Raw genomic sequence first — 21673 nt, 5'->3', positions numbered from 1 at the left:
TCCAATTGTGGGAGCCAGCCTGCTGGCGATGAGGCCCGACCAGCCAACGATTATTTATACCCTCGCGCCCACCTCACCACGATTCACCAATGCCTCCAACGCGCCACTCAAACTCGGCGCTTTGTCGCCAACCAGCAAATGCCAAACTCCACCCTCAAGCTGACTGACACCCTGACAACCCAGCTCTTTCAACCGAGCCTCAGACAACCCTTTGCCATCGGCCAACTGCAAGCGAATCCGGCTCATGGCAATGCAATTCAGCTGCAGCACATTCCCGCCACCACCCAGCGCATTCAGCCATTGCTGTGCTTCTGTCGCTGCCACGGCGGCAGGCTTCGAAGCAGTTTCAACGACAGCAGCAACAGGCGCAGCCACCACCGCACGTCCCAGCGCCGGCATCGCCAGGCGAATCTCATCGGCAATGCTGTCCGCCAGCGGCCCGACCACCACCTGCAAACTCCCGCCCTTGCCCGGTCGCACCACAGCCATCGCGCCCAGCGCTTTCAGCTCTGCATCCGAAGCCTTGTTGCGATCTACCATTTCCAGCCGCAGCCGCGTGGTGCACGCGCCAACAGTCACGAGATTCTCAGCGCCACCCAATGCCTTGATATACGCCCCGGCGCGTTCGTTTTCAGCGAACACGACTTTCTCCGCAGTCGCTACATCCTCACGCCCCGGCGTTTTCAGATTGAAACGACGAATGCAGAAATCAAACACCACGTAGTAGATGACGGCGTAAGCCAGCCCGACCGGAATCACCAGCCAGCCATTGGTCGAGCGACCCCAACCCAGCACCATGTCGATGAAGCCACCGGAAAAGGTGAAGCCCAAATGGATGTTCAGTGCGTTGGTGATGGCCATCGACAACCCGGTCAGCAGCGCATGCAGCAGATACAGCAGCGGTGCGAGGAACATGAAGGCGAATTCGATTGGCTCGGTCACCCCGGTCAAGAACGAGGTCAACGCCATCGACAGGAAGATCCCGCCCATCACTTTGCGCCGTTCTGGCAGCGCGTTGCGATACATCGCCAGGCACGCGGCGGGCAGGCCGAAGATCATCATCGGGAACATGCCGGTCATGAACTGGCCGCCCTTCGGATCGCCGGCGAAGTAGCGCGACAGATCGCCCGTCACCAAAGCGCCGGTGGTCGGGTCGGTGAAGTTGCCGAACACGAACCACGCCATGTTGTTGAGGATGTGGTGCAGGCCGGTGACGATCAGCAGGCGGTTGAACACGCCGAACACGAACGCGCCGATGCTGCCGCTTTCCATCATCAGGGTGCCGAAGCTGTTGATGCCGTGCTGGATCGGCGGCCAGATGTAGCCGAACACTACGCCCAGACCCACCGCTGCGAATCCGGTGACAATCGGCACGAAACGCCGTCCACCGAAGAACGCCAGATACTCCGGTAGCTTGATGTCCTTGAAGCGGTTGTACAGCGCGCCGGCCATCAGGCCGCTGACGATCCCGGCGAGCATGCCCATGTTGATGCTCGCGTCGAGCACCTTGAGCGTCGAGATCATCACCAGATATCCGATGACCCCGGCCAGACCCGCCGTGCCGTTGTTGTCCTTGGCGAAACCGACGGCGATGCCGATGGCGAAGATCATCGCCAGATTGGCGAAGATCACCTGACCGGCGTCGTGGATGATCGCGATGTTCAGCAGGTCAGTGTCGCCCAGGCGCAACAGCAGGCCGGCGATGGGCAGGATCGCAATCGGCAGCATCAGCGCACGGCCGAGGCGTTGCAGGCCTTCGATAAAGAGTTGGTACATGGCGTGGGTCCTTGTTGTTTTTGTTAGCGCAGAGGCCAATGTTGATGACAGGCGTGACGCACCGCAGCGGCGCTGCTCAGCTTGAGCAAGTCGTGGCTGAGGCGCTGGCATTCGGCTTGGTGCAACTGGCGCACGCGATCCTTGATCTCGCCGATCTGCACCGGGCTCACCGACAGTTCACTGACGCCGAGGCCGATCAACACTGGCGTCGCCAGCGGATCCGAGGCTAATGCGCCACACACGCCAACCCAGCGCTTGTGAACCGCCGCGCCTGCGCAGGTCATGGCGATCAGGCGCAGCAACGCCGGGTGCAACGCATCGACGCGCGCGGCCAAACCGGCGTGGTCGCGATCCATCGCCAGGGTGTATTGCGACAGATCGTTGGTGCCAATCGACAGAAAGTCCGCGTGTTCGGCCAGTTGCTCGGCCTGCAACGCGGCGGCCGGCACTTCGATCATCACGCCGATTTCCGGGCGTTGGCTGATGCCCAGTTCAACGCACAACTGATCGACGCGCTGGCGGATGTGCAGCAGTTCGTCGACTTCAGTGACCATTGGCAACAGGATCCGGCAGCGCTGCAACGGGCTGACTTGCAGCAGCGCGCGCAGTTGCTGATCAAGAATTTCCGGACGCGCCTGAGCCAGACGAATCCCGCGCAGACCGAGTACCGGGTTGGCTTCGACCGGCAGCGGCAGGTAGTCGAGTTGCTTGTCGCCGCCGACGTCGATGGTGCGGATGATCACTGACTTGTCGCCCATCGCATCGAGCACGGCTTGATAAGCGGCGCGTTGCTCGTTTTCGTCGGGCGCGGTCTGGCGGTCGACAAACAGAAATTCGGTGCGCAGCAGGCCGACGCCATCGGCGCCATTGGCGAAGGCGTCCGCTGCTTCATGGCTGGAGGCGACATTCGCGACGACTTCGATGTGCACGCCGTTGCGCGTTTCTGCTGGCAGATGTGCTTGAGTCTGTTGTGCGGCGCGGCGTTGTTGCCGGTCGATTTGCGCTTGCTGGACTTCGGCAAGACGCTCGGCACTTGGGGCCAATTCGAGGCGTCCGCCATCGGCGTCGAGTACCACCGATTGGCCTTGTGCCTGATCGAGCAGCGACGAACCCAGAGCGACCATGCACGGCAGGCCTTTGCCGCGAGCGAGGATCGCCACATGCGAAGTCGCGCCACCCTCGGCCATGCACAACCCGGCGACGCCTTGCGCGCTGAGTTGCAGCAAATCCGACGGGGTCAGTTCGTGCGCTGCGACGATCGCGCCGGCCGGCACTTGGTAATGCCAGGCCTCGCCGAGCAGAGCGCGAAGTACGCGTTGCTTGAGGTCGCGCAGGTCGTTGGCGCGTTCGGCCAACAGTGCGCTGCCGGTGTTCAGCAGCACCTCGCATTGCACGTCGATGGATTGGCTCCAGGCGTGAGTCGCGGCGCTGCCCTGTTCGATGGACTGGAATGCGGCGTCGAGCAGTGCGGGGTCTTCCAGCAGTGCCAGATGCGCGGCGAAGATCGCTTCTTCGTCGGTGTTTCTGTGTTTCTGTGCCTGGTTCAGGGTTGCGTCGATATCGCTGCGCACTTGCTTCAGTGCGAGGTCGAGCGCTTGCTTTTGTTGCACCGGATCATTGCCACCGGCATCGCTCGGAAGTTTGATCGCGTGCAAGCGAAACAGCGGCCCGCCGACCAATCCCGGCGCGGCGCACACGCCGTGCAGCACACCCGCTTCGGCTGGACGTTTGTTCGTAGCGACACTGACCGGAGCATCGGCGTGATGATCGTCGGGGAGGGCGGTCGCCAGTGCCGAGAGCAACGCCTGCAAAGCCGCCTCGGCATCCGGCCCCTGACAGCTGACCTGCACTTCATCCTGTTCACCAATCGCCAGCCCCATCAAACCGATCAGGCTGGTGCACGGCGCGGATTTGCCGGCGAAGTGCAGTTGTGACTGGCTGCTGAAACCTTGTGCCGTCTGACGGATCAGCGCCGCCGGACGCGCATGCAGACCGCCGCGATGGGCGATTCGCACCTGTCCTTTCGCCTCTGGCCCATCCGATACGTCGGCATTTACTGATGTGTTTTCTCGCGACACGATGTGCAGTAATGGCTCGCCGACTTTCACGGTTTTCAAGGTGATCGGCCGCGCCTGAAAACGCTCGCCGTTAGTCAGTATCAACAAGCTGATCAGGCTTTTGCATTGCTGGCCGACCTTGTCCAGGTCATAGCGCAACAACGGCTGGCCATTGCTCACCCGCGCGCCTTCCTTGACCAGCACCGTGAACCCATCGCCCTGTAATTCGACGGTATCGAGGCCCAGATGCAGGAGAATTTCCGCGCCATTGTCGGCGCGTAGGGTCAGCGCATGGCCGGTGCGGGCGACGTGAATCACCACGCCAGCGCAGGGTGCATGCAGCGTGTCATTCAGCGGATCGATGGCAATACCGTCGCCCATCGCGCCACTGGCGAACACCGCGTCCGGGACTTTGCCCAGCGTCAGCACCGGGCCGCTGAGCGGGGCGCTGAGGGTCAGCTCTTTATTGTTGTTGTTTTGCATGGCTCGGTCTCATCAGGAAAACGGTGTGGTTCGGACTCAGTGCGTACGCGTGACTTTGCTCAGGTGCCGTGGCTGATCCGGGTCCATGCCACGGGCTACTGCGAGACCTGCGGCCATCACGTAGAAGCTCTGGATTGCCAGAATCGGATCAAGGGCCGGGTGTTCGGCACGAGTCAGCGTCAGGTCGCGTTCAAGTACGTCATCCGGTGCCGCTAGCAACACACGCGCGCCGCGTTGGCGCATCTCGGCCGCCAGACTGAGCAGACCCGCCTGCTCGGCACCGCGTGGCGCGAACACCAGCAGCGGGTAGTGCTCGTCGATCAGGGCCATCGGGCCGTGACGGACTTCGGCGCTGCTGAAGGCTTCGGCCTGGATTGCCGAGGTTTCCTTGAACTTCAATGCTGCTTCCTGAGCGATGGCGAAGCCGGCGCCACGCCCGATCACCATCAAGCGTTCGCAATCACGCAGCGCTTCAATCGCCACGCTCCAATCTTGTTGCGCCGCATCGCGCAGACCTTCAGGCAGTGCGTTATGCGCCTCCAGCAATTCGCTGTCCTCTTTCCAGTGCGCGATCAAACGGGCGCTGGCACTGAGGGTGGCGATGAAACTCTTGGTCGCGGCGACGCTGCTTTCAACACCTGCGAGCAGCGGCACGCTGAATTCGCACGCGGCTTCCAAGGGCGACGCGTCGGCGTTGACCATGGCGATGCTGAGCGCGCCACGCTTGCGCAGCAGACGCAGGCTGTTGACCAGATCCGGACTCTGCCCCGACTGCGAAAAGGCAAACACTGCCTGACCGCTGACCTTCAGCGGCGCCTGCTGCATGGTCACCACCGACATCGGCAACGATGCGACCGGCACACCAAGCTGTTGCATGGTCAGGTAGGCGAAGTAGCTCGCCGCATGGTCGGAGCTGCCACGGGCGACGGTCATTGCCACTTGCGGTGGCTGGCGGCGCAGGCGTCCGGCGATCTCGATCAGTTGCGGGTCGAGCTGTTGCAGTTGGGCTTGCACGGCCTCGAACGAGGACAGCGCCTCTTCAAGCATTTTTGAAGTCAATGTCTTCTCCTTCGACCATGACGGCGGTCAGTGTGAGTGAGCGATCCAGCCGCACGCAGTCGGCCCAGGCACCCGGTTCGAGGCGCCCGCGTTCGGTGATGCCGAGGTAGTCGGCGGGGAATTGCGAAAGACGTTGCGAAGCCTCGGCAATCGGCAAGCCGATCTTCACCAGATTGCGCAGTGCCTGATCCATGGTCAGGGTGCTACCGGCCAGCGTGCCGTCCGGCAGGCGTACGCCGCCCAGGCATTTGGTCACGGTGTGGCTGCCGAGCTTGTACTCGCCATCGGGCATTCCGGCGGCGGCGGTCGAATCGGTCACGCAATACAGGCACGGGATTGAGCGCAGGGCCACGCGGATGGCGCCGGGGTGCACGTGCAGCAAGTCTGGAATCAGCTCGGCAAACTTGGCGTGCGCCAGCGCCGCGCCGACAATTCCCGGCTCGCGGTGATGCAGCGGGCTCATGGCGTTGTACAAATGGGTGAAGCTGGTGGCGCCTGCTTCCAGCGCGGCAACGCCTTCTTCGTAACTGCCGAGGGTGTGGCCGATCTGCATGCGGATGCCACGGCTGCTCAGTTCGCGAATCAACGCGTCATGCCCGGCAATTTCCGGGGCGATGGTGATCACCCGGATCGGCGCCAGCGCCAGATATTCTTCGACTTCGGCCATCAGCGCGGTGTGCGCGAAATTCGGTTGCGCCCCGAGTTTGCCGGGGTTGATGTACGGGCCTTCCAGGTGCACCCCGAGCACGCGGGCACTGCCTTTCGGGCGCTGTTCGCAGAATTCGCCGACCTCTTTCAGGACGCTGGAAATCTCGGCGCTCGGCGCGGTCATGGTGGTGGCCAGCAGTGACGTGGTGCCAAAACGCACGTGGGTCCTGGTAATGGTCTTGAACGCGCTGGCGCCTTCCATGATGTCTTTGCCGCCACCGCCGTGGACGTGCAGATCGATGAAGCCCGGCAGCAGATACGGCAGGTCGTTATCCGCCGGATCGCAAGGCACGCCTTCGATCGACACGACTTTGCCGTGTGCGTGAATCAGCCGGCCGCGAACCCAGCCATGGGCGGTGAGGATGTTGTCTTCGGACATGATCGGTTCTCGCTGTTATCTGCGCAGCGCTTATCGGCGCAGCTCTGCAACAAAGTCGTAGTAATCGTTGCGGCAATAGGTGTCGGTGACTTCGATGGGCGTGTTGTCTTCGAGGTAGCCGACCCGGGTCATCAGCAACATGGCGGTGCCGGGGGCGATGCCGACCAGCGCTGCGAATTCGTCCGAGGCGTTGATCGCCTGAATGTGCTGCAAGGCGCGCACGATCGGTTTGCCGATGCTGTCGAGGTATTCGTAGAGGGAGTCGCCGACCACTTGCGGCTTGGGCATGATCGAGGCGGGCAGGGTACTCATCTCGATCGCCATGACGGTGTCGTCGGCTTTGCGCAGGCGTTTCATGCGCGCCACTTTGTCGTTCGGCGACAGGCTCAGGCGGATCAGTTCTTCGTGGGTCGGCAGGGTGATTTCGCGCTCCAGCCACTGCGAACTCGGCACGAAACCCTTGAGCCGCAGCATCTCGCTGAAACCTGAAAGGCGCGAGAGCGGTTGCTCCAGACGCGGGGTGATGAAGGTACCGGAACCTTGCAGACGACGAATCAGACCTTGATCGAGCAGGACTTCCAGGGCTTTGCGTGCGGTGACTCGGGAGATGCCGAGTTGCTCGCTGAGATTGCGCTCGGACGGCATCGCCTGTTCGGATTTCCACTGGCCGGCATGGATCGCCGCTTCCAGATTGCGCGCCAGTTGCAGGTACAGCGGCGTCGGCTGGGAGTCGTCGGGGCGTAGGGCGTGGAAGTCGTTCATGTAGGGCATTTCCGGCGCGAGTATTGGATTGTTGTGGCTCGCTTGTGGGGCGGAAATTAATACCACTTGAATACCATGTCAACGTGGGGAATTTGCCTGTAGCCCAATAAAATGGCGGGTTTTAAGGTGGTTGGTCTTAAGTGGTATTAGAGGTGGGCTTGAAAAAGCAAAAGATCGCAGCCTTCGGCAGCTCCTACAGTTGAGAGTGGTATCACCCCTGTAGAAGCTGCCGAAGGCTGCGATCTTTTGATTTATTTTTTTGCGGGTGACCAGTGGTCGGTATTTATGGGCGAATCTCGATCATCGTGCCGTCCGGCACCAGATTCCACACTTCACGCATGTCGACGTTGCGCATGGCGATGCAGCCGTCGGTCCAGTCGAGGGTATGGAACAGATCCTCGGGATTCTCTTCGGAATCCGGTGTGCCGTGGATCATGATCATCCCGCCAGGCTCGACACCTTCGCGACGGGCGCGGGCCGAGTCGCTGATGTTGGGATAAGAAATGTGCATCGACAGGTTGAATTTTTCGCTGGTCTTGCGCCAGTCGATCCAATAGAAACCTTCCGGTGTGCGTTTATCGCCTTCAATCAGTTTCGGACCTTTTTTCGCACCCTTGCCGAGGGAAATGCGATAGGTCTTCAGCGGCTTGCCGTCGGTAATCAACTGCAGTTGATGCGCCGATTTGAGCACCAGGACCTTCTCGATGAACGGGGTGTTCGAAGGCGTCACAGTGGTCACGAATGACGCTTGGGAGACGGTGACGAACGACAGGCAGAACAGGGCAAGCAACCAGCGCATTGAAACGATTCCCCAGAAGTGAAGCAGATACTTTATTTATAGATGTCATGCAGGCGCTGTCGCGGGCTGCGCTGGCTGGTTATCGGCCGGTCGCTGCTGAAATCAAGTGATGGCTGGCTGCGCGAGCGGCGGGATCGACTCCGAACGTACCGGATACTCCTCGGCACGCCGATCAGCGAAGAAGCATTCTAAGGTACGACCCACCGTGCGGAAAGCCAGCTCGTCCCATGGAATGTCCGCTTCGTCGAACAATTGCACTTCAAGACTCTCGGGGCCGGCAGAGAAGTCCGGATCCGCCAGTTCGGCGCGGAAGAACACATGCACCTGACTGATGTGCGGCACGTCGATCAGCGTGTAAATGCTCAGATTGCGCACCCGGGCGCAGGCTTCTTCGGCGGTTTCGCGGATGGCGGCCTGTTCGATGGTCTCACCGTTCTCCATGAAACCGGCCGGCAGCGTCCAGTAACCAAGTCGTGGCTCGATGGCGCGCCGGCATAACAACACTTTTTTGCCCCAGGTCGCGACGCAACCGGCGACGATGTTGGGGTTCTGATAGTGAATGGTCTGACAGCTGTCACAGACAAAGCGCAGCCGCGAATCGCCTTCGGGAATGCGCTGGGTCACCGGGTTGCCACACTGGCTGCAAAATTTCATGCTGGGGTTCCTGAATGCTCGGCCTATCTTGGCGTGCAGCGGTGGCAGTCGGCAAGTTGCCATTTAGCGACATGCCCTCTGTTCGGGGCTTGGGCGCTCGCAATGATTGGTGCATGATGCCGGGTAAGGCACAGATCGAGAACACTTATGCTGGACGAGCTACTGCACCGGGTAAGCAATCACACGCCGCGCACGCTGGAGACCGACAAACGTTTCCCCGAGGCCGCCGTCCTGGTGCCGATTACTCGCAGTGACGAACCGGAACTGGTGCTCACCCTGCGCGCCAGCGGGCTCTCGACCCATGGTGGTGAAGTGGCTTTTCCGGGCGGACGCCGCGACCCCGAAGACCCCGATCTGATCTTCACCGCGCTGCGCGAAGCCGAAGAAGAAATCGGCCTGCCGCCGGGGCTGGTGGAAGTGATCGGCCCGCTGAGTCCGCTGATCTCATTGCATGGGATCAGAGTCACGCCTTACGTCGGGGTGATTCCCGATTTCGTCGAGTACCGACCCAACGATGCCGAGATCGCTGCAGTGTTCAGCGTGCCGCTGGAGTTCTTTCGCAAGGACCCGCGCGAACACACCCATCGCATCGATTATCAGGGGCGCAGTTGGTATGTCCCGAGTTACCGCTATGGCGAATACAAGATCTGGGGACTGACGGCGATCATGATCGTCGAATTGATCAACCTGCTCTATGACGCGAAGATCAGCCTGCATCAACCGCCGAAAACCTTTATCAACAGTTGAAACCACCGTGAGCCTGAGGAAAACAAGATGAAATACCGCTTGGGCGACGCCCGTGTCGAGACCCATCCGCAGAGCTGGGTTGCGCCCAATGCCGTGCTGGTAGGCAAGGTCAAACTGGAAGAGGGCGCCAACGTCTGGTTCAACGCGGTACTGCGTGGCGACAACGAGCTGATCCTGATCGGCAAGAACAGCAACGTTCAGGACGGCACGGTGATGCACACCGACATGGGCTACCCGCTGACCATTGGCACCGGCGTGACCATCGGCCATAACGCCATGCTCCACGGCTGTACGGTTGGCGACTACAGCCTGATCGGCATCAACGCTGTAATCCTCAACGGCGCAAAGATCGGCAAGAACTGCATCATCGGCGCCAACTCGCTGATCGGCGAAGGCAAGGAAATTCCCGATGGCTCGCTGGTGATGGGGTCGCCGGGCAAGGTTGTGCGCGAACTGACCGAGCAGCAGAAGAAGATGCTCGAAGCCAGCGCCGCGCACTATGTGCATAACTCGCAACGGTATGCGCGCGATCTGGTTGAGCAGGAAGAATGAATACGGTTGAACGGCCGGTGGCGTCGCCCTGCGTGAATATTTGTGCGCTGGACGATGACGATATCTGCACGGGGTGCCAGCGTTCGGTTGAAGAGATCACGCGCTGGAGCCGGATGAGCAATGACGAGCGGCGTGTGGTGCTGGGGTTGTGTCATGAGCGGGCGAAGGCGAGTGGGTTAGTCTGGATGTTGCCCTCGAAGTTGTGATCGGCTCTGGAGTGGCCCCTCACCCTAACCCTCTCCCGGGGGAGAGGGGACTGACCGAGTAGTACTCTTGAGCTACATCGACCTGAATTATCGAGTCGAACTCAGATTTTAAAACCAATGGAGATCGGCTCCCTTCCCCCTTTCCCGGAGGGGATGGGACTGACCGAGTAGTACTCTTGAGCTACATCGACCTGAATTATCGAGTCGAACTCAGATTTTAAAACCATTGGAGATCGGCTCCCTTTCCCCCTCTCCCTGAGGGAGAGGGCTGGGGTGAGGGGGTAGCTCTTGATCTACCGCTCCAGTAACCTGTGCGCCAAATTCCAAGGCCACCTCCATGCTCTTCCTGATCGCTTACATCAGCAGCGTCGTGCTGATCAACTTCGCCTTTTCCACCGCGCCCCACCTGGACATCATCTGGTCGGCCTGGGGTGGTCTGGTGTTCGTGCTGCGCGACATGGTGCAAACCCGCTTCGGCCACGGCGCAATCATTGCCATGTTGGCGGCATTGGTGCTGTCTTACATCACCTCCGATCCATCCATCGCACTGGCCAGCGCGACGGCGTTCGCGGTCTCCGAGTGCATCGACTGGCTGGTGTTCAGCATCACTAAACGGCCCCTGCGTGATCGCTTGTGGATAAGTTCGGCACTGAGCATCCCTCTCGACACTTTCATCTTCTTCGGCATGATCGACTTGCTGACCCCGCCGGTGATCATCACCGCGCTGGTCTCGAAATTTGCCGGCGTCACCGCCGTCTGGCTGATCATGGCCTGGCGCGAGCGCAAACAGGCTGTCGCTGGCTGAAGCCAAACCTCGCGGTTCATGTAAAATGCCGCGCTTTCTCCCTCTGGAAAGCGCGCATGGCGTCGCTTTCCTCGATGATCCGCTTCCTTGAGGACTTTCAGATGACCCGTATCGGAACTCCATTGTCGCCGACCGCGACCCGCGTATTGCTGTGTGGCTGTGGTGAGTTGGGCAAGGAAGTGGTAATCGAACTGCAGCGCCTGGGCGTGGAAGTGATTGCCGTTGACCGTTACGCCAATGCGCCGGCCATGCAAGTCGCGCATCGCAGTCATGTGATCAACATGCTCGACGGCGCTGCCCTGCGTGCAGTCATCGAAGCCGAGAAACCGCACTTCATCGTGCCGGAAATCGAAGCCATCGCCACCGCGACCCTGGTCGAACTGGAAGCTGAAGGCTTCACCGTGATCCCGACCGCGCGTGCTGCGCAACTGACCATGAACCGCGAAGGCATCCGTCGTCTGGCTGCGGAAGAGCTGGACCTGCCAACCTCACCGTACCACTTCGCCGACACCTTCGAGGACTACAGCAAAGCCGTTGCAGACCTGGGTTTCCCGTGCGTGGTCAAACCGGTAATGAGCTCCTCGGGCAAAGGTCAGAGCCTGCTGCGCAGTACCGATGACGTGCAGAAAGCCTGGGATTACGCGCAAGAGGGCGGGCGCGCCGGCAAGGGTCGGGTGATCATCGAAGGCTTCATCGATTTCGACTACGAAATCACCCTGCTGACCGTACGCCACATTGGTGGCACTACGTTCTGTGCGCCGGTCGGCCACCGTCAGGAGAAGGGTGACTATCAGGAATCCTGGCAGCCACAGGCCATGAGTCCGGTGGCGTTGGCTGAGTCCGAGCGGGTTGCCAAAGCGGTCACCGAAGCGTTGGGTGGCCGCGGTCTGTTCGGCGTCGAGCTGTTCATCAAAGGCGATCAGGTGTGGTTCAGCGAAGTTTCGCCGCGTCCGCACGACACCGGTCTGGTGACTTTGATTTCTCAGGATCTGTCGCAATTCGCATTGCACGCGCGGGCGATTCTCGGTCTGCCGGTGCCGCTGATCCGTCAGTTCGGCCCATCGGCTTCGGCAGTGATTCTGGTGGAAGGGCAGTCGACTCAGACGGCTTTCGCCAATCTTGGAGCCGCCCTGAGTGAGCCTGATACGGCGCTGCGTCTGTTCGGCAAGCCAGAGGTGAATGGTCAACGCCGCATGGGTGTGGCGCTGGCGCGGGATGAGTCGATCGAGGCTGCGCGTGCCAAGGCGACCCGTGCTGCTCAGGCTGTTGTCGTAGAGCTGTAAACCGAGTCGCATCCATCGCGGGCAAGCCCGCTCCCACAGTTTTTTTGTCGTACACAAAATTTGTGACCAACAGAAATCCCTGTGGGAGCGGGCTTGGTCCGGGCGGCGATCCGACGATGGCGGTCTGTCAGGCAACCCGATTCAGATCGTTATCGCGCGTCTCTTTCAAGCACAGCACAGCAATCAGGCTGAGCACCGCTGCCACCGACACATACCCGCCGACGTAACTTAAACCACCCATCGCCACCAGTTTCTGCGCAAAGAACGGCGCCGCCGAGGCTCCGACAATGCCGCCGAGGTTGTAGGCCGCTGATGCGCCGGTGTAACGCACGTGCGTGGGGAACAACTCCGGCAGCAGCGCGCCCATCGGGGCAAATGTCACGCCCATCAGAAACAGCTCGATGCACAGGAACAGCGCCACGCCCCAGGTCGATCCCTGAGTCAGCAACGGTTCCATCAGAAACCCCGACAGAATCGCCAGCACGCCACCGACGATCAGTACCGGTTTGCGTCCATAGCGGTCGCTGGCCCAAGCCGACAGCGGTGTGGCGGCCGCCATGAACAACACAGCGAAGCACAGCAAGCCGAGGAAGGTTTCGCGGCTGTAGCCCAACGTGGATACCCCGTAACTCAGGGAAAACACCGTCGAGATGTAGAACAGCGCATAGCACACCACCATTGCCGCCGCGCCCAGCAGGGTCGGGGCCCAATACTGAGTGAACAGCTCGACCAACGGCACTTTCACTCGTTCCTGACGAGCGATGGCGTTGGCGAACACTGGCGTTTCATGCAGCTTCAAGCGCACGTACAGGCCAACCATGACCAAGGCTGCGCTGAGCAGGAATGGAATGCGCCAGCCCCAACTGCGGAACTGTTCGTCGTCCAAGGTCATGGCCAGGGTCAGGAACAGACCATTGGCAGCGAGGAAGCCAATCGAAGGGCCGAGCTGCGGGAACATGCCAAACCATGCGCGTTTGCCCTTGGGTGCGTTCTCGGTAGCCAATAAAGCAGCACCGCCCCATTCACCGCCAAGTCCCAGCCCTTGGCCGAATCGCAGCACGCAGAGAAGAATTGGCGCCCAGGCCCCAATGGTCGCGTAGCCCGGCAACACGCCGATCAACGTCGTACACACGCCCATCAGCAGCAGCGAAGCGACCAATGTCGACTTGCGCCCGATGCGGTCACCAAAGTGGCCGAACAGCGCCGAACCCAACGGGCGGGCGAGGAAGGCAATGCCGAAAGTGAGAAACGCCGAGAGCATCTGCGCCGTGCCGGACGTCTGCGGAAAGAACACCGGCCCGATCACCAGCGCAGCAGCGGTTGCGTAAACGTAGAAGTCGTAGAACTCGATGGCCGTGCCGATAAAACTCGCCGTGGCCACGCGGGTCGCGGAGTTGGTCGGTTGGGCAGGCGCGTTGTCGCTGTAAGCGGTACTGGTCGTCATGCGGTGATCCCTGACAGTCATGAGCTCCGTTGGAGCGAATTATTATGGTCGAGCACCCAGGGATGTGGGATCAGACGCGAGCGCTGTATCCGGTAGGAACAGTCGTCGCAGTGCAGCGGAAATCTTCGATGGACTTGCCGGAACCTGTCGGGTGCAGGGTAAACACGCGGTTCGGCGGCGCTTGGGTAAGCACCGCGATTATAGGAAGGAGCCTAACGATCAAACAAGGGCGATCTAGCGTGTCGGCGCGAGTGCCTGAACAGACGAGGTATGCCAGATCAAAACCTTGCTCACCCGGTTGTCCTCGGTCTCGAGAATCTCCAGCCGATAACGGCCGATCTTCACGCACACCGCGCTGGCCGGAATGGTTTCCAGCGCTTCGGTCACCAGCCCGTTGAGGGTCTTCGGGCCGTCGCTCGGCAGGTGCCAGCCGAGGCATTTATTCAACTCGCGGATCGAAGCAGCGCCGTCGATGATCATGCGCCCGTCGTCTTGCGGATTGATGTGCGGATTGTCGAGGCTGTGCTCGCTTTCGAATTCGCCGACGATTTCTTCGAGAATGTCTTCGAGAGTGACGATTCCCAGCACTTCGCCGTATTCATCGACCACCATGCCCAAGCGCCGTTGCTGCTTGTGGAAGTTGAGCAATTGCAGTTGCAGCGGGGTGCTTTCCGGTACGAAGTACGGTTCGTGACTCGCCGCCAGCAGCGCTTCGCGGGTCAGGCTGGCATCCGCCAGCAAATGGCGGATCTGCCGGGTGTTGAGCACCGCTTCGACCTGATTGATGTCGCTGTGAAACACCGGCAGGCGCGTGCGGCGGTTGCCGCGCAGTTGTTCGATGATCTCGTCGATCGGGTCGTCGAGATTGATTCCGTCGACTTCACTGCGGGGCACCAGAATGTCGTTGACTGTGATGTTTTCCAACGCATGAATGCCCGATACCGGGTGTGGGCGGCTGGCTGGATGCTCAGAGTCATCATGGCGATCCGAGTGCTCTTCGTCTTCGCTCTGCTGCACCACTGCGACCTTGCGCGAGAACGGCTTGAGCAACAAACGACTGACAGCATTCAACAGCCAGGCGGCGGGGTAGACGATTTTCAGCGGCACCGCGAGCAGGCTGTTGCCGAACGACAACACCGCATCCGGGTACCGCTGGGCGAGGGCGCGCGGGAAGTAATCGGCGAACACCAATAGCACCGCGCCAGCACCGAGGCAGGCTGCCCACGGGCCATTTTCTTCGCAGAGAAAGATTGCCAGCAGCGTCGCCAGTATTACGGCAAGCGCGCGGCACAGAGTGTTGCAGAAGATCAGGCTGGCGAGCGGAAAGCTCAACCTGGCCAGCGGTTTGTCGCTGGCGCGCGAGGCGGTGCGCTGCGCCAGCAAATGCTGCTGTGCACTTTCAACTGCGGTGAACAGTGCTGACCAGAGAATCAGCAATGCGAATACTGCGAGCATCGGCCCTATGGGCAAAGCGTCCATTAATCTCGCTCGTCAGATATGCAGGATGTATTCACGAACCAGTTTGCTGCCGAAATACGCAAGCATCAGCAGGCAGAAACCGGCGAGGGTCCAGCGAATCGCTTTGTGACCGCGCCAGCCGAGACGGTTGCGGCCCCACAGCAGCACGCTGAACACGATCCAGGCCAGGCACGCCAGCAGGGTCTTGTGCACCAGATGCTGGGCAAACAGGTTCTCGACGAACAGCCAGCCGGAGATCAGCGACAGCGACAACAACGCCCAGCCGGCCCAGAGAAAGCCGAACAGCAGGCTTTCCATGGTCTGCAACGGCGGGAAGTTCTTGATCAGTCCGGAGGGGTGCTTGTGCTTGAGCTGGTGATCCTGCACCAGCACCAGCAACGCCTGGAACACCGCGATGGTGAACATGCCGTAGGCAAGGATCGACAACAGAATATGCGCGAGGATGCCCGGCTCTTCATCGATGATCTGCACGGTGCCGGTCGGTGCGAACTGCGCCAGCAACACCGTCACTGCACCCAACGGGAACAGCAGAATCAGCAGGTTTTCCACCGGGATGCGCGAGCAGGCCAGCAGGGTCAGAGCGATCACCGCCGCAGCGATCAGGCTTGAGGCGCTGAAAAAGTCCAGGCCCAGACCGATCGGCGTCAGCAGGTGAGTCAGCAAGCTGGCGCTGTGGGCCACGATGGCGAACACGCCGAGCGCAACCAGCAGGCGCTTGTTCGCCTTGGCGCCAGTGGCCAGGCGGGTGCCCTGATAGAGAGTCGCAGCGGCGTATAGAAGGGCGGCGGCGAGGGTGGTCAATAAGCTGGGTGACAAGGGGAGCATAAATCCTGTTAGGCAAGCCCGAAAGGCGTTGAGTTTGGCATAGAACCGCCACGGCACGAAAGACTACATCAACTGACGGCGAGGTGTCCGCCAGCCGCAGTCTTCGCTATAATCCGCGACCTGCCCACGCCGCAGGCTCGCCGAGCACATGTTGATTCCGGTCTGGGCCGCCATTATCCCGGTCTACACAGGGCCTGAAAGGATCGCGCAATGTTTGAAAACTTAACCGACCGTCTCTCGCAGACGCTGCGCCATGTCACCGGCAAGGCCAAGCTGACCGAGGACAATATCAAAGACACCCTGCGCGAAGTGCGCATGGCGTTGCTCGAAGCCGATGTCGCCCTGCCGGTGGTCAAGGACTTCGTCAATTCGGTCAAGGAACGCGCAGTCGGCACCGAGGTGTCGCGCAGCCTGACACCGGGCCAGGCGTTCGTGAAAATCGTCCAGGCCGAACTCGAAAGCCTGATGGGCGCGGCCAACGAAGACTTGAACCTGAGCGCCGTGCCGCCAGCCGTCGTGCTGATGGCCGGTTTGCAGGGTGCTGGTAAAACCACTACCGCCGGCAAACTTGCGCGCTTCCTTAAAGAGCGCAAAAAGAAGTCGGTGATGGTTGTGTCGGCGGACGTTTACCGTCCTGCGGCGATCAAGCAGCTGGAAATGCTGGCCGGTGAAGTTGGTGTCACCTTCTTCCCGTCCGACCTGAGCCAGAAGCCGGTCGACATCGCCAACGCGGCTATTAAAGAAGCAAAACTCAAATTCATCGATGTGGTCATCGTCGATACCGCCGGTCGCCTGCACATCGACGAAGAGATGATGGGCGAGATCAAGGCGTTGCACGCCGCGATCAACCCGGTCGAAACCCTGTTCGTGGTTGACGCCATGACCGGTCAGGACGCCGCCAACACGGCCAAGGCCTTCGGTGATGCACTGCCGCTGACCGGTGTGATCCTGACCAAGGTCGATGGCGACGCCCGTGGCGGTGCCGCACTGTCGGTACGCGCCATCACCGGCAAGCCGATCAAGTTCATCGGTATGGGCGAGAAGAGCGAAGCGCTCGAACCGTTCCACCCGGAGCGGATCGCCTCGCGGATTCTCGGCATGGGCGACGTGCTCAGCCTGATCGAACAGGCCGAAGCGACCCTCGATAAAGACAAGGCCGACAAACTGGCCAAAAAGCTGAAGAAAGGTAAAGGCTTCGACCTCGAAGACTTCCGCGATCAGCTGCAACAGATGAAGAACATGGGCGGCCTCGGCGGACTCATGGACAAACTGCCGAGCATCGGCGGCGTCAATCTGTCGCAAATGGGCAATGCTCAGACTGCAGCAGAGAAGCAATTCAAGCAGATGGAAGCCATCATCAACTCGATGACTCCGGCCGAGCGCCGTGACCCTGAGCTGATCAGCGGTTCGCGCAAACGCCGGATCGCCATCGGTTCCGGCACTCAGGTGCAGGACATCGGTCGCTTGATCAAGCAGCACAAGCAGATGCAAAAGATGATGAAGAAGTTCTCCGCAAAAGGCGGAATGGCCAAAATGATGCGCGGCATGGGCGGAATGTTGCCCGGCGGCGGCATGCCAAAGATGTAAAAGAACTCGCCGGTCGTCGCACCGGCGCAGTCCCGCATGGAAGCGGGATCTACAGCAAACCCGCACTCGGCGGGAGCTGACCGGCCGTTTTCAACGACGGCTCTATAGCAAATCCGGATGGCGTTCGATAGGGCGCCGGAAAAAGGCATTTGCAAAAGTCCGGATATTCCTTAGAATATGCGGCCTTTCGGGCACCCATGCCCGCTGTGCCTTTAGATTTGCAGCACCGACTACAGGAACGATGTTCACATGCTAACAATCCGTCTTGCCCTTGGCGGCTCCAAAAAGCGCCCGTTTTACCACTTGACCGTAACCGACAGCCGCAACCCGCGCGACGGTTCGCACAAGGAACAGGTTGGTTTCTTCAACCCTGTTGCTCGTGGTCAAGAAGTTCGTCTGTCCGTGAACCAAGAGCGCGTAGCCTACTGGCTGAGCGTTGGTGCACAACCTTCTGAGCGTGTAGCTCAGTTGTTGAAGGATGCATCTAAGGCTGCGGCCTGAGCAATATGAACGCGACGCCAGCTGTTGCTGATGATTTGATCGTTATCGGCAAAATCTATTCTGTTCATGGCGTTCGCGGCGAAGTGAAGGTGTATTCCTTTACTGATCCAACTGAAAACCTGTTGCAGTACAAAACCTGGACGCTCAAGCGTGACGGTAATGTGAAACAGGTAGAGCTGGTCAGCGGACGCGGGAATGACAAATTCCTGGTCGCAAAGCTCAAGGGTCTCGATGATCGTGAAGAAGCTCGTCTTCTGGCCGGTTATGAAATCTGCGTGCCGCGCAACCTGTTCCCTGATCTGACCGACGGCGAGTACTACTGGTACCAGCTCGAAGGTCTGAAGGTCATCGACACACTCGGGCAATTGCTCGGGAAAATCGATCACCTGCTCGAAACCGGCTCCAACGATGTCATGGTAGTCAAGCCTTGCGCTGGCAGCCTGGATGATCGCGAACGCCTGTTGCCCTATACGGAGCAATGCGTGTTGGCCATCGACCTGGCAGCGGGCGAGATGAAGGTGGATTGGGACGCGGACTTCTAAACGTGGCTAATTTGCGCGTAGAAGTGATCAGTTTGTTTCCCGAGATGTTTTCCGCCATCGGCGACTACGGCATCACCAGTCGAGCGGTCAAACAGGGGCTCTTGCAGCTGACCTGTTGGAATCCGCGGGATTACACGACGGATCGGCATCACACTGTGGACGATCGCCCGTTTGGCGGTGGTCCGGGCATGGTGATGAAGATCAAACCCCTGGAAGATGCTCTGGCTCAGGCCAAGGCAGCAGCCGGGGAGGCGGCGAAGGTGATTTACCTGTCCCCCCAAGGCCGTCAACTGAATCAGTCGGCGGTACGCGAACTGGCAAAAGAGGATGCATTGATCCTGATTGCCGGCCGCTATGAAGGCATTGACGAGCGTTTTATAGATGCTCATGTCGATGAAGAGTGGTCGATTGGCGACTATGTACTGTCTGGCGGCGAGCTGCCGGCGATGGTCCTGATCGATGCGGTTACACGGCTGCTGCCTGGAGCTTTAGGGCATGCGGACTCCGCCGAGGAAGATTCCTTTACGGATGGTTTGCTGGATTGCCCGCATTACACCCGACCTGAGGTGTATGCGGATCAGCGTGTTCCCGACGTGTTGCTAAGTGGCAATCACGCGCACATCCGGCGTTGGCGTTTACAGCAGTCCCTTGGTCGGACCTATGAACGACGCGCCGATCTTCTGGAAAGCCGCTCGCTTTCTGGAGAAGAGAAGAAGCTGCTCGAGGAATACATCCGCGAGCGGGACGATAGTTAACAACGTATCGATGGTAAGTCCGACGACTTACCTTAGGAGCACAGCATGACTAACAAAATCATCCTTGCACTCGAAGCAGAGCAGATGACCAAAGAAATCCCTACCTTTGCCCCGGGCGACACCATTGTCGTTCAGGTTAAAGTGAAGGAAGGCGACCGTTCCCGTCTGCAAGCGTTCGAAGGCGTTGTAATCGCCAAGCGTAACCGCGGCGTGAACAGTGCATTCACCGTTCGTAAAATCTCCAACGGTGTTGGCGTAGAACGTACGTTCCAGACCTACTCGCCGCAAATCGACAGCATGGCTGTCAAACGTCGCGGTGACGTACGTAAAGCCAAGCTGTACTACCTGCGCGATCTGTCGGGTAAAGCAGCTCGCATCAAGGAAAAACTGGCTTAAGTCCAGCTTCCGATGCAGAAAAAAGCAGCCTACGGGCTGCTTTTTTGTTGCCCGCGATTTATCTTCCGTAGCCGTAATTGCCGGTTTGCCTGAGTTTCCGATGCCCGCTATCGACCATCCGCTGATTGACCAGTTTCTCGACGCCCTGTGGCTGGAGAAGGGCCTCTCCGACAACACGCGCGGCGCCTACCGCAGCGATCTCGCTTTATTCAACGGCTGGTTGCAGGAGAAAAATCTTGAACTGGTCAACGCTGGACGTGAGCTGATCCTCGATCACCTGGCGTGGCGTCTGGAGCAGAACTACAAACCGCGCTCCACCGCGCGATTTCTCTCCGGTGTGCGTGGCTTTTATCGCTATCTGCTACGGGAAAAATTGATCGCTGTCGATCCGACCTTGCGCATCGATATGCCTCAGTTGGGTAGGCCGTTGCCCAAATCGCTGTCGGAAGCGGATGTCGAAGCCTTGTTGAAAGCGCCGGATCTGAGCGAAGCCATCGGCCAGCGTGACCGCGCCATGCTCGAGGTTCTGTATGCCTGCGGTTTGCGCGTGACCGAGTTGATCAGTCTGACGCTGGAGCAGGTCAACCTGCGCCAGGGCGTGTTGCGGGTGATGGGCAAGGGCAGCAAGGAACGGCTGGTGCCGATGGGCGAGGAAGCGATTGTGTGGGTCGAGCGTTACTTGCGCGACGGGCGCGCCGAGCTGCTTGGCGGGCGCCCGAGCGATGTAATGTTTCCCAGCCAGCGCGGGGAACAGATGACGCGGCAGACTTTCTGGCACCGCATCAAGCATCAGGCCAAGGTCGCGGGGATCGGCAAGTCGCTGTCGCCGCACACCTTGCGCCACGCGTTTGCCACACATTTGCTCAACCACGGCGCCGATCTGCGCGTGGTGCAGATGCTGCTGGGGCACAGCGATCTGTCGACCACACAGATTTACACGCATGTCGCCCGGGCGCGGTTGCAGGATCTGCACGCCAAACACCACCCGCGCGGCTGATACAGAAATGTCTTACAACCGGCGCATTCGGCCCTGCCAGCCTTCTGTGGTAGGCTTTGCCGGTTTGCACGATGGGCGGTTATGACCCGGTGTTCCGGCACGGGCGTTCTGACTGTTCCATTTGTCCGCCTTCAGGAGTTCACATGCGTCTGACCCAGATTTTCGCCGCCGCAGCCATTGCGTTGGTCAGCACCTTTGCCGTCGCCGATGATGCGGCCGACAAAGCCATCCGTAAAAGCCTGGAAAACCTCCAGCTCGAAGTCCCGGTAGAAAGCATTTCTGCCAGCCCGTTGTCGGGTCTGTACGAAGTCAGACTCCAAGGCAGTCGCGTGCTTTATGCCAGCGCCGATGGCCAGTACATCGTTCAGGGCAACATGTTTCAGCTCAAGGACGGTAAACCGGTCAACCTGACTGAGAAAACCGAGCGTCTGGGCGTGTCGAAACTGGTCAACGCAATCCCGGTTGCCGAAACCGTGGTCTACCCGGCTGTGGGCGAAACCAAATCGCACATCACCGTGTTCACCGACACCACTTGCCCGTACTGCCACAAACTGCACGCCGAAGTGCCGGAACTGAACAAGCGCGGCATCGAAGTGCGCTACGTGGCGTTCCCGCGCCAGGGCCTGGGTTCGCCCGGTGACGAGCAACTGCAGGCTGTGTGGTGTTCCAAAGACAAGAAAGCTGCCATGGACAAAATGGTCGATGGCAAGGAAATCAAGGCCGCCAAGTGCGAAAACCCGGTTTCCAGGCAGTTCGCCCTCGGTCAGTCGATTGGCGTGAACGGCACACCGGCCATCGTTTTGGCTGACGGACAAGTGATTCCGGGCTACCAGCCTGCGCCACAAGTCGCCAAACTGGCGCTGGGCGCGAAGTAAAT

General features: G+C 60.0%; 22 protein-coding genes. 12 read left to right on the top strand and 10 right to left on the bottom strand.

The annotated features are described in order from the left end of the window. Positions 1–54: 54 nt before the first annotated feature. The 7 genes from nagE to ACP7BN_RS05520 form a co-directional block, all read right to left on the bottom strand. Positions 55–1776 (bottom strand): N-acetylglucosamine-specific PTS transporter subunit IIBC, encoded by a 1722-nt coding sequence (nagE, locus tag ACP7BN_RS05550; RefSeq protein ID WP_426202302.1) that lies wholly within the window; start codon positions 1774–1776, stop codon positions 55–57. A 23-nt stretch (positions 1777–1799) separates the two neighbouring features. Continuing rightward, a complete protein-coding gene (gene ptsP / locus ACP7BN_RS05545) occupies positions 1800–4316 on the bottom strand; it encodes a phosphoenolpyruvate--protein phosphotransferase (protein ID WP_426202300.1) in 2517 nt (838 codons plus the stop codon). Between the two features lie 36 nt (positions 4317–4352). Beyond that, positions 4353–5375: an SIS domain-containing protein gene (locus ACP7BN_RS05540; RefSeq protein ID WP_420647763.1), complete on the bottom strand. Its 1023-nt coding sequence runs from the start codon at positions 5373–5375 to the stop codon at positions 4353–4355. Beyond that, entirely contained in the window at positions 5356–6462 is a 1107-nt protein-coding gene (gene nagA / locus ACP7BN_RS05535) for an N-acetylglucosamine-6-phosphate deacetylase (RefSeq protein ID WP_426202298.1), read from the bottom strand. The genes ACP7BN_RS05540 and nagA overlap by 20 nt, the downstream gene beginning before the upstream one ends. A 30-nt stretch (positions 6463–6492) precedes the next feature. Further along, complete coding sequence (locus ACP7BN_RS05530) at positions 6493–7224, bottom strand: GntR family transcriptional regulator (RefSeq protein WP_420647765.1); 732 nt, start codon at positions 7222–7224, stop codon at positions 6493–6495. Positions 7225–7507: 283 nt separating this feature from the next. Continuing rightward, on the bottom strand, positions 7508–8023 hold the full coding sequence (locus tag ACP7BN_RS05525) for a L,D-transpeptidase family protein (RefSeq protein WP_426202296.1): 516 nt from the start codon (positions 8021–8023) through the stop codon (positions 7508–7510). 102 nt (positions 8024–8125) lie between these two features. Continuing rightward, the gene (locus ACP7BN_RS05520; RefSeq protein WP_426202294.1) at positions 8126–8677 is read right to left on the bottom strand and encodes an NUDIX hydrolase; all 552 of its coding nucleotides are present in this window, start codon (positions 8675–8677) and stop codon (positions 8126–8128) included. Positions 8678–8824: 147 nt separating this feature from the next. Here ACP7BN_RS05520 and ACP7BN_RS05515 point away from each other — a divergent pair, with 147 nt between their 5' ends. The 5 genes from ACP7BN_RS05515 to purT all read left to right on the top strand — a co-directional run bounded on the left by ACP7BN_RS05515 (position 8825) and on the right by purT (position 12270). Further along, entirely contained in the window at positions 8825–9424 is a 600-nt protein-coding gene (locus tag ACP7BN_RS05515; protein WP_426202292.1) for a CoA pyrophosphatase, read from the top strand. Between the two features lie 27 nt (positions 9425–9451). After that, the gene (locus ACP7BN_RS05510; protein ID WP_007944857.1) at positions 9452–9976 is read left to right on the top strand and encodes a gamma carbonic anhydrase family protein; all 525 of its coding nucleotides are present in this window, start codon (positions 9452–9454) and stop codon (positions 9974–9976) included. Next, on the top strand, positions 9973–10182 hold the full coding sequence (locus tag ACP7BN_RS05505; protein ID WP_420647770.1) for a DUF1289 domain-containing protein: 210 nt from the start codon (positions 9973–9975) through the stop codon (positions 10180–10182). The genes ACP7BN_RS05510 and ACP7BN_RS05505 overlap by 4 nt, the downstream gene beginning before the upstream one ends. Before the next feature lie 337 nt (positions 10183–10519). Beyond that, entirely contained in the window at positions 10520–10987 is a 468-nt protein-coding gene (locus ACP7BN_RS05500) for a preQ0 transporter (protein ID WP_426202290.1), read from the top strand. A 101-nt stretch (positions 10988–11088) separates the two neighbouring features. After that, a complete protein-coding gene (gene purT / locus ACP7BN_RS05495) occupies positions 11089–12270 on the top strand; it encodes a formate-dependent phosphoribosylglycinamide formyltransferase (RefSeq protein WP_426202730.1) in 1182 nt (393 codons plus the stop codon). A 127-nt stretch (positions 12271–12397) separates the two neighbouring features. On the opposite strand, the gene ACP7BN_RS05490 is transcribed toward purT, so the two are convergent. The 3 genes from ACP7BN_RS05490 to ACP7BN_RS05480 all read right to left on the bottom strand — a co-directional run bounded on the left by ACP7BN_RS05490 (position 12398) and on the right by ACP7BN_RS05480 (position 16018). Continuing rightward, positions 12398–13714 carry an MFS transporter gene (locus ACP7BN_RS05490; protein WP_426202288.1) on the bottom strand — a complete coding sequence of 439 codons (1317 nt, stop codon included), beginning with the start codon at positions 13712–13714 and terminating at the stop codon, positions 12398–12400. Positions 13715–13948: 234 nt separating this feature from the next. Beyond that, the gene (locus tag ACP7BN_RS05485) at positions 13949–15193 is read right to left on the bottom strand and encodes a transporter associated domain-containing protein (protein ID WP_426202286.1); all 1245 of its coding nucleotides are present in this window, start codon (positions 15191–15193) and stop codon (positions 13949–13951) included. 12 nt (positions 15194–15205) lie between these two features. Then, positions 15206–16018 (bottom strand): cytochrome C assembly family protein, encoded by an 813-nt coding sequence (locus ACP7BN_RS05480; protein WP_426202284.1) that lies wholly within the window; start codon positions 16016–16018, stop codon positions 15206–15208. Positions 16019–16228: 210 nt separating this feature from the next. On the opposite strand from ACP7BN_RS05480, the gene ffh reads away from it, so the two are divergent. The 7 genes from ffh (at position 16229) to dsbC (ending at position 21671) form a co-directional block, all read left to right on the top strand. Next, positions 16229–17605 (top strand): signal recognition particle protein, encoded by a 1377-nt coding sequence (gene ffh, locus ACP7BN_RS05475; RefSeq protein ID WP_420647776.1) that lies wholly within the window; start codon positions 16229–16231, stop codon positions 17603–17605. 249 nt (positions 17606–17854) lie between these two features. Beyond that, on the top strand, positions 17855–18106 hold the full coding sequence (rpsP, locus tag ACP7BN_RS05470) for a 30S ribosomal protein S16 (protein WP_010463010.1): 252 nt from the start codon (positions 17855–17857) through the stop codon (positions 18104–18106). A 5-nt stretch (positions 18107–18111) separates the two neighbouring features. After that, positions 18112–18648, top strand: a complete 537-nt coding sequence (rimM, locus tag ACP7BN_RS05465; RefSeq protein ID WP_420647777.1) for a ribosome maturation factor RimM — start codon at positions 18112–18114, stop codon at positions 18646–18648. Between the two features lie 2 nt (positions 18649–18650). Further along, the gene (trmD, locus tag ACP7BN_RS05460) at positions 18651–19403 is read left to right on the top strand and encodes a tRNA (guanosine(37)-N1)-methyltransferase TrmD (protein WP_426202281.1); all 753 of its coding nucleotides are present in this window, start codon (positions 18651–18653) and stop codon (positions 19401–19403) included. Positions 19404–19448: 45 nt separating this feature from the next. After that, positions 19449–19799, top strand: a complete 351-nt coding sequence (rplS, locus tag ACP7BN_RS05455) for a 50S ribosomal protein L19 (RefSeq protein ID WP_003175895.1) — start codon at positions 19449–19451, stop codon at positions 19797–19799. A 100-nt stretch (positions 19800–19899) separates the two neighbouring features. Beyond that, positions 19900–20796, top strand: a complete 897-nt coding sequence (gene xerD, locus ACP7BN_RS05450) for a site-specific tyrosine recombinase XerD (protein WP_426202279.1) — start codon at positions 19900–19902, stop codon at positions 20794–20796. A 143-nt stretch (positions 20797–20939) separates the two neighbouring features. Beyond that, positions 20940–21671 (top strand): bifunctional protein-disulfide isomerase/oxidoreductase DsbC, encoded by a 732-nt coding sequence (gene dsbC, locus ACP7BN_RS05445; protein WP_426202278.1) that lies wholly within the window; start codon positions 20940–20942, stop codon positions 21669–21671. Positions 21672–21673: the final 2 nt, after the last annotated feature.

Origin of the sequence: Pseudomonas sp. TWP3-1, from assembly GCF_049896625.1 — a bacterium.
GTDB lineage: Bacteria > Pseudomonadota > Gammaproteobacteria > Pseudomonadales > Pseudomonadaceae > Aquipseudomonas.
Note: the sequence above shows the minus strand (reverse complement) of the source record. Positions and strands in the feature narration are given on the sequence as shown.